The organism is Marinomonas sargassi (genome assembly GCF_025716875.1).
Taxonomy (GTDB): domain Bacteria; phylum Pseudomonadota; class Gammaproteobacteria; order Pseudomonadales; family Marinomonadaceae; genus Marinomonas; species Marinomonas sargassi.
Window position 1 is genome coordinate 486,246 of the sequence record NZ_JAOVZB010000001.1, and the last position, 12,549, is coordinate 498,794.

Consider the following 12,549-nt stretch of genomic DNA (forward strand, 5'->3'; position numbering starts at 1 on the left):
GCTGGCTTCTGCTTTGCGGCGGCTGCTTTGCTCTCATGGCTATTCTCTTTATTGATCAATTTTTAGAAAAGGGCTTCTAGTGTGAAGTGGGCGTATTTCAGTCTAATACTGATTTTTCTAAATGGCTGTTCGACCTATAAAGACAGTATTAACGAAGGTCTAAGTCACGCTCAGCAAGGTGAATGGGAAAAGGCTGAGAGCAGCTTAGAACCCGCCCTAGACAACCCTCAAGATCAGCTACTCTATTTGCTAGAAATCGGCACCCTTGCACAACACCAAGGTGAGTATGAGCGCAGTAATGAACTGCTAGAAAAAGCGGACTTACTAAGTGATACCTTTTTAAAAGAAAGCTTTGCAAACCGTTCTTGGGCACTGCTAAGCAACCCAAGGCAGAGCACTTATCGAGGTAACGGATTAGAGCGGGTCTACATTAGTTATTTAAAATCTTTAAATTACCTCGCCTTAGCTGAGCAGGCAGACAGCCCTTCACGCAAACTCCAATTACAAGACGCTGCCTTAGTTGAAGCAAGACGCATAGACGTTAAGCTTAATGAAATTCAAGCGCAAACTCCCAGTTATCAGGACCTAGATAATCAACAAGATCAGGCATTTTATTTAAAAGCCCTGAATTGGCTAGGCGGTTTCTATACGGGTGGGCGAAACACCGACAAGTTCCTATACCGTAACGATGCTTGGGGGCGCTATATGGAAGGCCTGCAGTACGAGATCAGCAAGGAATACGATGATGCCCGCATCAGCTACCAAAAAGCTGCAGAGTTATACCAAGACGGTTACGCTAAACAATATGATTTACCTGGTTTAACAGCAGAAAGAGCTTGGCTAGACGTTATCCGCATGATGCAAAAAGGCGGTTACAGTCAAGATGAAATTCGTCGATTAAGCGAAGCTAAGCTTTCTCCACAAATGCAAAAGTTACTTGCCTCATATAAACAAGGCGATGGGGAATTGGTTGTCCTCGAACATCAAGGTTTTGTTCCCGCCAAAAGCGAAATGAGTTTACTACTCTATAGTGACCCGAGAGCCACCTCGCTGGTATTAGAGCCCTTCCATAATGGTGGAAGACGTGAAGAAAACGATGTATTTCGCTGGTTCTCTATGGTCTATGCGGACATAAACCCACTCAATTTAATCGCCAATTATAAAACTGGTGGTGCGTGGGGCAGTGTATCTGGCCTATTTACCAAGCGAGTCATTCTTGGTCGAGGTGTATGGCGCCAACTTCAAGCCGCAGATGTCGACAAGGTGTTAGCGAACCAATTCATTCGCATTACCGTACCCTATTATCAACGCTTCTCGTTAGATAACAGCTCACCTAAGCTCAACATTAGTTCTACTGCGCAGCCTCAAGGTTTGAGGATGACTTCCTTGGCAGACATTGCGGTTCAAGAGCAACTTGCTCAAGGTCAAAGAGATATATACGAAAGTTTAATAAGGGAACTATTACGTAGCTGGATAGCCTATAAAATATCTTCTGAAATAAAAGACGATACCGCGGGGTTGTTATTAGGTTTAGTTGGCCAAGTCACTGTTTTTGCATCTTCTGCAGCGGATACTCGAAACTGGTTAACCTTACCCGCACAAATTCGACTAACAAGAGAGCCTTTGGCTCCGGGGGAATACACTCCTGAATATAGAATAAACCAGACCCTTTATAGCCATGAGCCAATACAGTTAAAGGCCAACGAAATAAAAGTCTGGAACCTACGCAATCCAAGATAAATTGTTTACACTGCAAAGACTCTATTGGGTCATATTGCCTAAAAAGGAAGACTTTATGATAAGCGCATACTCAGAATCCAAATACACCGCCTTAATCTGGAAAGGCCTTTGCACGTTTTTGATGGCGATTCTCCTAACTGCCTGTTCAAGCGGCAGCGTAAAACGCCTTGACGCCAATAAAGAAGTGGCGCTTTCTGACCGTTGGAATGACACAGATTCACGCCTTGTGGCAGAGGAAATGGTTGCCGATATGCTAACCTTCCCTTGGTTTAGAGACTTCAACTTTTCTCAAAAAGGCAACCCAACCATCATAGTGCAAACCATACGTAACAAAAGCTCTGAACACATTCCTGTCGACACCTTTATTAACGATATCAAACGCAGCCTGTTACGAGCAGGTAAAGTCGATTTTGTCGTATCGGGTGCAGAACGTGAAGAAGTAAGAACTGAACGGGAAGACCAAGAGCTTAATGCAGCGCCAGACACGGTTGCACAGTTTGGCCTAGAGCAAGGGGCTGGTTTTGCGCTATCTGGCACCATCAACTCTATCGTAGATTCAAATGGCGATCAGCGAGTGAGCTTCTATCAAGTAGACTTAAAACTCATCAACATGACCACCAATCGAGAAGTTTGGAACGGCCAGAAAAAACTTAAAAAGCTAGCGGATAAAGGCTTCTTTTAAGCATGACGCTGCAAATGCCTTTGAAACTCATAAACTGGACACTAGGCCTATGCTTAGTCGCCAGTTTAACGGGTTGCTTAAACGCTAAACAGGAAGCCGCTTCTACCCAGAAGTTGCCCGATTGGGTGACCTCGCCACCGTCAAACAGCTCCCACATATATGGAGTCGGTAGCGCGAGTCGCATCGAAAATTTAGCCTTAGCGTTTGCTCAAGCTGAACAAAATGGCAACGCTCAGATTGCCCAACAGCTGCGCACTCAAGTAAGCCAGCTCAACACCCAAGATACTCAAGTCATATCAAACGGCAACAGCGAACAAGTCACTAAGCTTCAGTCTGCTTATACTCAAGTTCGCACAGCTCCCATTGAGCTAGAACAAACCAAAAACGAAGCACGCTTTACCGCTGATAACTACGTCTATGCTTTGCAGTCCATTAATAGAACACGTTTAATCAGCAAACTCAGCGAACAACTCGCAGAGCTAGATACTGACATTCTTAGACAAGCTGAGAGCATAACCCTTCATGGCGAACCCAAAACCGCTGATTGGCAAAGTTTTATGCGTCTTATCCCCTTGTTCGCTCAACGAGCAAGGTATGTAGAGCAACTCAATTTATACTCGCAACAAAGCCGCGTTTTAGGTGAAGCAAACCAAGAGATTGCAGGGATAGAGTCAGCACTCAACAAGGCCTTATTACACTATGGTTTTGATACATCGAAAACCCACCTCGCAAGTCAATTATCCAGTGCTTTATCCACATACGGACTTAGCCCTAAGCAAGATTCTGTATTCACGTTAAGGAGTAAGGGGCAATCTAATATAGAAACCCAAAGTGGACGTTTCTATGCATTCGAAGAAGGCAGTCTTGAATTATTATCACCAAAGGGAGAGCTGCTTGGCTCATGGAACATTCAAGCAAGGGGTATCGCAAAAAATCAAGAAAGCGCACTTAATAAAGCGGCTGAGAATTGGGCCAGTCAAGCAATTGATTCCATGTTTCTGTGGCTAACGAAAAGATAAAATTAACCATTTAACTTATTACATTTTAAGTTCTGACATACCTTTTGGCTCCCTCCCACTTTATACGTATTCCCCCTAATAAAAATGTCATCAAAATGTCACAAAGCTGCCATATGCTGTCTCTCGAAATATTACATAAGATTACACTATTGAAAGAGCAGCAGTTCATATGCCCGATACTCACGATCTTGCTTTATTTGACAGAATTCTCCTAGATAAGTTGATTACACCTTACTTTCAGCCTATCTATGACCTGAGTACGGGTAAAATATACGGCCATGAAGCACTGTCTCGCGGACCTAAAAACTCTACCTTATTTTCACCTGACCCACTCTTTTCCCTTGCTCAAAAAGAAGGTCGATTACACGAATTAGAACTCCTGTGCCGCGAAAAAGCCCTGTCCAAGTTTTCTGCTTTAGCGTTGAAAGGCCGCTTATTCCTCAATGTCAGCGCTTCTTTACTAGCCTCTCCATACCATGAGTCTGGAATGACCCTTTCTATTCTGAATGAGCTTGGCCTTAATCAGAGTGATATTGTGATTGAGCTTTCAGAAAAATATCCATACGACCACAATGGCTTACCCAGAAACAGCGTCGACCATTATCGTGATATGGGATTTAAAGTCGCTATTGATGACTTGGGCGCTGGCTACTCAGGGCTACAATTATGGTCAGAGCTGCGTCCAGATACAGTAAAAATAGATCGACACTTCATCCAAGATATCGATAAAGATGAGATTAAACGCGAGTTCGTGCGATCTATTTTAACTATATCCCAAAGCTTGAATTGTGAACTTATTGCTGAAGGCATAGAAACCAAACAAGAGCTTGATCAGCTTATTGAGATGGGTATCACACTAGGACAAGGCTACTTCCTCGGCCGCCCTACTGACTCGCCAGACTTTTCTACAAACCACTACTTGGTACAGCAAGCAAAAAGGCGCGCTCAGTTTCAGATCAACCACTCTGAAACAGTACAGACACTATGTCGACCAACGCCTTATTTAAACGAAACTCATTTATTAGAAGACGCTTCACAATATTTCAGTAAGCACAAAGAATTGTCTACTATCCCTGTGCTCAACCACCTAGAACAGCCTATTGGTGTAATACGTAAGTACCAATTACACGAGCTTTTTTCCAGCCCCTACGGGCGTGCTTTATACGAACAAAAGCCTGTTTCTTATCTACTAAATCCAGACGCATTAATTGTTGAACATAATGTCAGCCTTTCCAGTGTGTCCACCCAACTTACCAACAAAGATGCAGAAGCCTTAAGCAATGAAATTATTGTCACAAGGGAAGGAAAATACCTTGGTATAGGCCATTTAAGAGATCTGCTTAAGCGCATTACAGAACTAAAAATTCAGAATGCGACATACTCCAACCCTCTTACTCTCTTGCCCGGCAATGTGCCTATACACAGAGAAGTCAGTCGACGTTTATTAGCGCAACAAGATTTCCATGTTGCCTATTTCGATTTGAATGACTTTAAACCTTTCAATGACTTTTTTGGCTATTCAAAAGGCGATGACATCATTCAATTACTTGGTAATGTCATTAAAGATTGCGTGTCTCCGGACAATAACTTTATAGGCCACATTGGTGGCGACGACTTTGTAGTCATTTTCGGAAATACTGACTGGAAACAAGAATGCAACAACATACTCACTCAATTTAGCGAAGCCGTCAGCCAGTTTTACTCTGCTGACATGTTGCAAGAGGGAGGAGTCTGGACAAAAGACCGTCAAGGTGAAATGCGCTTTCACGCCATTCTTAGTTTGGCAATTGGTGTTGTAAAACCTAATCCTGCGATTTGTGATAATCACCACCAAGTAGCTGAAATGGCCGCCCAAGCCAAAAAATCGGCAAAACAAAAAGGCGGTAACAACCTTTATATACAACCTAGTTTTGTTGCCTACATGTCAGGGCCAGAACAACAGTCTTTTGTGATCTAATTGTCATAAAGTAAACACATAGCTGTCATAAATCGCCTCTAGTCTAGAACTAAATAACTGGAGGTATTTATGCAGACAACATTTCGATCCGTGTTCATTTCTGATGTTCATTTAGGAACAAAAGCCTGTCAGGCAACCCACCTTTTAAACTTTCTGAAAAACATTCAAACTGACACCCTCTACCTAGTGGGCGACATTATTGACCTTCAAGAAATGCAGCATAAAGCCCATTTCATTGATAGCCATCACCAAGTTGTGGACCAAGTATTGAGCATGGCTCGTACTGGCACAAGAGTGGTTTTCATCCCGGGCAATCATGATGCTTTTTTCCGTAAGTTCGCAGGGCAAACTTTGTCAGGCATTGAAATAAAACTAAATGATAGGCACAAAACAGCCAATGGCCGTACCTTCCATGTTAGCCATGGCGATGAATTCGATCAGATGGTAAAAATCAGCCCTATCATGCTCGCTATTGGCGACAAAGCTCACGGTCTCATGTTGTCACTCAATCAATGGATTAACAGAATAAGACGCTTTGCAGGATTACCTTATTGGTCACTAGCAGGCTACTTAAAAAGTCACATTGGCAAAGCCAAAGAATTTATCGACCGCTTTGAAACGGCAGCACTTAAGTCGGCTAAAAACCAAAAGCTCGATGGCTATATTTGTGGGCACATTCACTTCGCTTCCTTCAAAGTAAAAGACAGCGTGCTTTACTGTAACGATGGGGACTGGGTTGAACATTGCACCGCACTGACGGAGTCAGCATCAGGAGAAATGAGCTTAATACACTGGTCTGAGAATCCAAAAGTTCTTGCTACAGAGCCTGCTATCGAGAACTGGGAAGATGTTCCCGAAGCGGTAAACAGCTAACAAAAATAGGGCAAGGTCGCCTTATTGATTACTCGATAAACGTGTACGCCCTCCGCCAAGTTGGTTTAAGTCATGAAGCCGGCAATCTGGTCCTTGGTAGGCCACTTGCGCTAATAGTAATTCAGCCGTCGCAAGTGCGTCTGTCAGCGCATCATGGCCTGCATAGGCAGGCAAGCCATAGCGTTCCCGACAGTTATCTAGACGAAAGCCCCCCTCTTGAATAGGCTGCTGACTTCGGTTGGCTTTGGTCCGTTCGATGGCTAACGTATCTAGCCACGATAAAGAGAAGTTAGAAAAGGACTCTTGTTGCCAGATTTTCTTTAAGAATCCCAGCTCCATAGGAGCATGATGCATCACTAGAACCCGATTCCTGAGCAGCTGTCGCAGGTAACGTAATACACTTTCTTGCCTTTTCCCCTGACTTTGTACATCTGCTTCGGTAATCATATGGATGCCAACCTGCTCATCAATTGGCGCATTTTCTAACACTATATGTCGGGCGCTTCCTAGTTCAATTAAGCCATCCTGAATACACACCCAACCCAAGCTCACAATGCTGTCTTGCTTAGGATTTAGTCCTGATGTCTCAATATCCAAGACGAGGTAATCCCACTCGGCCCAGTTTTTTTGGTTGGCTTGGTAATTTTCCCAAGCATTTTTAACATGTTGTAGCAGTCCTGCTGGCATTTAACTGAACCCTCGCAGAAAGTTTTGCTGGGCCATTTCTTGGGCGTCTGCGATCATACTAAAAGTCGTTTTTAACTGTTTACGCTCCAGAGGACTCAGATCCTTCGGGTCCAAGTAAGAACTCACATCCCCCAGCGATTGCCAATGGGAGCATTGGGTACCAAGGCGTAATTCATTAAGCTGCTCCCATGCATCCATCAAGTTACGAGCCGTATCCTTGCTAACCTTCTTCTCCTTTAATGCCTGCTCCAGTCTATCAAGAGTACTGATACGGTAGGTTTGGCAAGACAAGCCATATAAGCGTGCTAGGTCATTAATCAAAGCCAACCCCTGATGCTTCAAATCAAGCTGGTGTTTATGCTCCCCTGAAGATTCCAATAAAAAGTGCCTGAAAAAACCTAAAGGAGGCTTAGAGGCAATAGCTCCTCGCGTCATAGTGGCTAGGAAAACACTGTTTTTACTCACTTCAGATAACATATTGCGAATCACGTCCATCAGGTCATCTTCTTGCCCGTAAATACAGCGAATATCAAAAAAGATACTGGCATGTAACAAATCTGCAGGAGTGCTATTTCTTATCCAACTAGAAAAGGTGTTTTGCCATTGGGCTTTAGTTTTTCGCCATTCAGGATTGCTTGCCATAATGTTGCCGGGGCAAAGGCGGATACCACAGGCCGCTAGTCCTTGGCAGACGTAGTCAGACAGGTTAGCAAAGTACTGACTTTCTTCTACCGTAGGCTCCCGCTCCAACATCAAAGCATTGTCTTGGTCGCTACCAAGGGATTGGTCTTCTCGTGCTTGCGAACCAAATACCAAAAATTGGAAATCCATAGGCGCTGGGCCTAATTTTTCAAGCGCTAACTCAATTAAACGCCGAGTTAAGTTGTCACTCAAAGTAGCCAACACCTTACCCACGTCTACCGATTTCATATCCGTAATGACTAGGTTAATCATCAGAGTTGGCCACTGTTTACACACCACAGCGACACCTTCTAGAGATTGTTGACGGTTAATCTGTTTAATCAACAATAAAGGGCTTAATTCTTGATGGCGCAGTAAATCAGCCGCCGTCAGCATGCCCACCGCTCTATGGTCATCATCTACAATTGGCAGGTGATGTATATTGCTTTCGCTCATGAGAGTTTGCGCCTGCATGACCAAAGCGTCGTTCAGCAATACCACTGGATTCTCTGTCATCACATCTCGTACTAATGAGTCTGCCGAACCGCCCACGGCCAATATTCGCGAACGTAAATCTCGATCTGTTACTATGCCCTGCAATCGCTTCTCTTCGACCACCAGAATCGAGCTGACTCGTGCTTCCGTCATGCGTAAAGCAATTGCTTGTACAGTCTCATTTGGCGATGCCAAAACAAGATTCTGCGTCATAATATGAGTGATAGGTGTAGAAAGCTGGAGGGCGGGAGAGGCTAACTCATGACTTTGTGTACGAGACACTTTACGCAATCGATTATGCAATGTGTGCTCAAAAAACAGGCCGAAGGCTTCGTTTTTATCCAGTCTTTCTTCAAAGCGCGCCTTATCAAATCGATAAACCAAGCTGTCCTCTAAGGCAATAACCTGAAGCCCTTGCGGGTTTTGTTCTAGTAAGGTCGACATGCCAAAACATTCGCCATCGGCAATTTGATCAACTAAGCCACCCTTTGCCGTTCTAATCTCGCAAGCGCCACGGCGAATCAGGTGAACAGTTGCCGCTTTATCACTTAGCTGAAGGGTTTGCCCCTGACGAACATACAGCATAGAAACGCCCAGCAGTAATTGGCTCATCTCAAATGCATTCAAGTGAGCAAATGGCGGTATCGATGATACAAATTTCTGCACTTCTGGAATGTCTATCGCCGTCACTGTGAGCTACTCCCTAAAAACCAGTCTTGCCTAAATCAGGTATTACCTAAACCCGATATTTCCTACATTACGGTATTTTCTGAACACTATAGCTATAGAGTGTGCGCCTTTATTTTGTACAGCGACACCTATCTTAGACCAATGTCTAAAGCCTTATTCTCTGATACCTAAAACGTTTTAGTTGATCCCTCTCACGACTAACACCTAACATATAGCTCGCCCTTTCACCCAGAAAGCCCTATTGGAAAAGCTCAAAAAACAACAAATGGACAACAGGTAATGAACAAGAAAATCGTCGTGTTAGGTGTATCTGGCTCAGGTAAGTCATTAATAGGTCAAAAAATCGCGCAAGTGTTAGGATATGTTTTTCTCGATGGTGATGATTTCCATAGTGAAGCGAATGTCAGCAAGATGCGACAAGGTATCCCTCTTAACGACGAAGACCGATCCGATTGGCTCATCACACTCAACCAAGAGTTACAGAACCACGACCGAGTTGTACTTGCCTGCTCTGCCTTAAAGCCACAATACCGCGCACAACTTAGAAACAACCTAGATGATATTTCGATGCTTTATTTGAAAGGAGATTTCGACACCATTTGGCAACGCCATCAGCAGCGGGAAAACCATTATTTCAATGGAAAAGACATGCTGGAAAGCCAATTTGCTACCTTGGTTGAGCCAAGTGAGCAAGAAGCCCATCACATTGATATCAAAAAACCCGTAAATGAGGTGTTAAAGCAGGCATTAGCGACCCTCATAAAAACAAAATAAATTAACATTTTCACGTTCAACAAACGCACAAATATTAATAAGAAGTGTTATTATTCGCCTTTCAAATTATAGAGAAGGAATTTCTAATGCTTCGTGCACTCAACATACTCTTAACCACCCTATTATTTAGCCTCTCCTCGGCTGTTTTTGCGGTCTCCGTCGAAGACAGTAAAGGCACCTTTACTTTAGATTACGCACCAAAACGCATTGTGGTTTTAGAGTTCTCTTTTGCCGATGCCTTAGCCTCAGTTAATGTCAGCCCAGTAGGCATTGCGGATGACAAAAAACCAACCCGCGTATTAAAAGAAGTTCGCGATATTATTGGTGAATGGACATCTGTCGGTACTCGTTCACAGCCTAGCCTAGAAGTTATTTCTTCTTTAAAACCTGATCTAATTATTGCTGACATCAATCGTCATGAAGCAATCTATGAAGACCTAAAGAAAATTGCTCCCACTGTGATTTTGCAATCACGGGGTGAAACCTACCAAGACAACCTAAAATCTGCTGCTATTATCGGCAAGGTTTTAGGAAAAGAAGGCGAAATGCAACAACGTCTGGCACAGCATAAAGACACCATGCAGCGCTTTGCCGAGCAACTGCCTAACGCAGTAGAAGTACAGTTTTCGATCGCTCGTAAAGACAACATGTACATTCATACGGCAGATTCTTACGCAGGTGGTGTCATCAGAGCACTTGGTTTAAGCAACCCTGAAATCACCAAAGGCGACAAGGCTAGCCGCAAAGTTGGTTTGGAGCAATTACTCGCCATCAACCCTGAGCATTTGATTCTTGGGCCTTACAGCACACCCAATATAGTCGACACATGGAAAACAGAACCTTTATGGTCTGTCCTAAAAGTCGCTCAAAACGGTAACTTACACGAAGTAGACGCTAATGTTTGGTCGCGCTGCCGAGGCATTATGGCCGCAGAACGCATCGCTCAAGATCTTGTCACGATTTTCCAAAAATAATCTATGTTGAACAGATTTAAAAAACAAAGCTACTTAGTACAATGCACGGCGCTCCTTGCTGTGCTTTGCCTGTTCATATGGTTGTCTTTGTTCTCTTGGTCTATCGTCCCAGTGAGTGCTTCGCAGGCGATCACGGCACTCTTTCAAACGGATAAAAGCATTATTGCCCACAGCATAGTGTTGGATCTTCGTTTACCACGAGCACTTATCGCTTGTACCGTTGGTGCCTGTTTAGCCGTCGCCGGTGCCATTATGCAAGGCCTTACTCGTAACCCGCTGGCTTCGCCCTCCGTTTTGGGAGTCAACGCGGGAGCGGCATTAGGTATGGCGACGGTGACTATTCTGGCACCTTCCTTTGGTTTATTTGGTTCTTCTGTTGCCGCTATGCTCGGAGGTGCTGTCACATGGGCTCTGGTAATGGTACTCGGCTCCGCATGGCGTGGCGGAGAGCATGGCCGCTTAGTGTTAGCAGGTGTCGCCATTTCCGCTTTATGTGCCGCCTTCACAAAAGCCATCCTTATTTTGCATGAAGACCAAGCCTCTGCTGTACTCACTTGGTTAGCTGGAACCGTTGCTAATGCACGTTGGGGGCATTGGCACCAACTCTGGCCCATGGCACTCATTGGTCTAGTAGGTGCTCAGCTTATTACTCCCACTCTCAACTTACTAAACCTCGGCGAAGACAATGCTCGTAGCTTAGGTATTAAGCTAGGTTGGGCTCGAATACTTTGTAGTATTTTGGTTCTGATTCTTGTGGCCGCAGCCTTGAGTGTTGCAGGCTCTATTGCCTTTATCGGCTTGCTGGTTCCTCATATGGCAAGGTCATTAGTCGGCCATGATCATCGTAAATTATTGCCCATATCCGCTATGTTAGGCGCTTTATTACTATTGGCTGCCGATATCATCAGTCGCCCGATTATCTTCCCTTTAGAAACCCCTGCAGGTGCTATCTTGGCGCTGATTGGTGCACCCTTTTTCATTTACATGGTGAGTAGGCGCAATCGATGAAAACCTTACTTTCCTCTTTCTTATTAGCGTTACTCGTTGCCTTTATTGTCGCTCTTAGCCTGTCACTTGGTGCGGTCAGCTTATCCTTCGAGCAAATTCTCAGCGGCTTTGATGCCTCGTCCGAATTTTACTTCACCATTCATGAATACCGTTTACCCAGAAGTATATTGGCTATTTTAGTGGGCGGTATGATGGCTCTATCTGGCGCCCTTGTTCAGGGAGTCATTCGTAACCCGTTAGCTTCTCCCGATGTACTAGGGGTAAGCCAAGGTGCTGGTCTGGCAGCCGTAATACTGATGACAATTTTTCCAAGCGTGTCTATTTTTTGGTTACCTTGGGCTGCATTATCGGGCGGTATTATTGCAGCACTCTTCCTATGGTTTTTGTGTGGTTCCCATAGTGGAGCGATAAAGCTCGCCATTACTGGTGTTGCCATGGCAGCGCTTTACTCCAGCGCAGTAGACTTTTTGATGCTGACCAAACCCTTAGAAGTGAACAACGCTTTACTGTGGTTAACAGGCAGTTTATGGGGCAGAGGCTGGAACCAAATTACTATGCTATTACCTTGGTTGGTTCTTATCCCGTTCGCTTTTAGTTTGGCAAAGCGACTTAACCTTATTGGCTTAGGTGATGACGTGGCCACCAGCCTAGGCACTTCCATTTCCATGACTCGCCTCTGGGCACTGACGATTGCCGTGGGCTTAACTGCGTCTTGTGTCTCCATTTGTGGGCCGATTGGTTTTCTTGGCTTAATTGCACCTCATTTGGCTCGACGTTTAGTGGGTGGACGACACCAAGTCTTATTACCTTGCACCATGCTCGTCGGCATGGTCATTTTGTTATTGGCCGATTTAGTGGCTCGTATTATTAACCCGCCTATTGAGCTGTCTGCTGGCATCATGACAGCCATCATAGGCGCACCGTATTTTCTTTGGCTGTTATTCAAGGTTAGATAGTTAGGATCAAATT

Annotated in this window: 11 protein-coding genes; 9 read left to right on the forward strand and 2 right to left on the reverse strand. The window is 44.5% G+C overall.

Going from position 1 to position 12,549, the window contains the following annotated elements; translation table 11 throughout:
• Positions 1–81: 81 nt before the first annotated feature.
• From OFY17_RS02280 to OFY17_RS02300, 5 genes are all read left to right on the forward strand, one after another.
• On the forward strand, positions 82–1,740 hold the full coding sequence (locus tag OFY17_RS02280) for a hypothetical protein (protein WP_263529076.1): 1,659 nt from the start codon (positions 82–84) through the stop codon (positions 1,738–1,740).
• Positions 1,741–1,795: 55 nt separating this feature from the next.
• Entirely contained in the window at positions 1,796–2,422 is a 627-nt protein-coding gene (locus tag OFY17_RS02285) for a penicillin-binding protein activator LpoB (RefSeq protein WP_263529077.1), read from the forward strand.
• 2 nt (positions 2,423–2,424) lie between these two features.
• Positions 2,425–3,441, forward strand: coding sequence for an LPP20 family lipoprotein (locus OFY17_RS02290; protein ID WP_263529078.1), 1,017 nt, complete (start codon positions 2,425–2,427; stop codon positions 3,439–3,441).
• Positions 3,442–3,610: 169 nt separating this feature from the next.
• Positions 3,611–5,398 (forward strand): GGDEF domain-containing protein, encoded by a 1,788-nt coding sequence (locus OFY17_RS02295; protein WP_263529079.1) that lies wholly within the window; start codon positions 3,611–3,613, stop codon positions 5,396–5,398.
• 69 nt (positions 5,399–5,467) lie between these two features.
• Complete coding sequence (locus OFY17_RS02300) at positions 5,468–6,271, forward strand: UDP-2,3-diacylglucosamine diphosphatase (RefSeq protein WP_263529080.1); 804 nt, start codon at positions 5,468–5,470, stop codon at positions 6,269–6,271.
• A 21-nt stretch (positions 6,272–6,292) separates the two neighbouring features.
• Here the strand turns inward: OFY17_RS02300 and OFY17_RS02305 are convergent, their stop codons facing one another.
• Together OFY17_RS02305 and OFY17_RS02310 are read right to left on the reverse strand one after the other, a co-directional pair.
• Positions 6,293–6,958: a 3'-5' exonuclease gene (locus tag OFY17_RS02305; protein ID WP_263529081.1), complete on the reverse strand. Its 666-nt coding sequence runs from the start codon at positions 6,956–6,958 to the stop codon at positions 6,293–6,295.
• Positions 6,959–8,824 carry a DUF294 nucleotidyltransferase-like domain-containing protein gene (locus OFY17_RS02310; RefSeq protein ID WP_263529082.1) on the reverse strand — a complete coding sequence of 622 codons (1,866 nt, stop codon included), beginning with the start codon at positions 8,822–8,824 and terminating at the stop codon, positions 6,959–6,961. It lies immediately after the preceding gene.
• A 279-nt stretch (positions 8,825–9,103) separates the two neighbouring features.
• Between OFY17_RS02310 and OFY17_RS02315 the strand changes: the two genes are divergently transcribed.
• The 4 genes from OFY17_RS02315 (at position 9,104) to fecD (ending at position 12,536) form a co-directional block, all read left to right on the forward strand.
• The gene (locus OFY17_RS02315; protein ID WP_263529083.1) at positions 9,104–9,598 is read left to right on the forward strand and encodes a gluconokinase; all 495 of its coding nucleotides are present in this window, start codon (positions 9,104–9,106) and stop codon (positions 9,596–9,598) included.
• Between the two features lie 86 nt (positions 9,599–9,684).
• Entirely contained in the window at positions 9,685–10,572 is an 888-nt protein-coding gene (locus tag OFY17_RS02320) for a Fe(3+) dicitrate ABC transporter substrate-binding protein (protein WP_263529084.1), read from the forward strand.
• Between the two features lie 60 nt (positions 10,573–10,632).
• Entirely contained in the window at positions 10,633–11,580 is a 948-nt protein-coding gene (locus OFY17_RS02325) for an iron chelate uptake ABC transporter family permease subunit (RefSeq protein WP_263529085.1), read from the forward strand.
• Complete coding sequence (gene fecD / locus OFY17_RS02330; protein ID WP_263529086.1) at positions 11,577–12,536, forward strand: Fe(3+) dicitrate ABC transporter permease subunit FecD; 960 nt, start codon at positions 11,577–11,579, stop codon at positions 12,534–12,536. The genes OFY17_RS02325 and fecD overlap by 4 nt, the downstream gene beginning before the upstream one ends.
• Positions 12,537–12,549 lie beyond the last annotated feature (13 nt).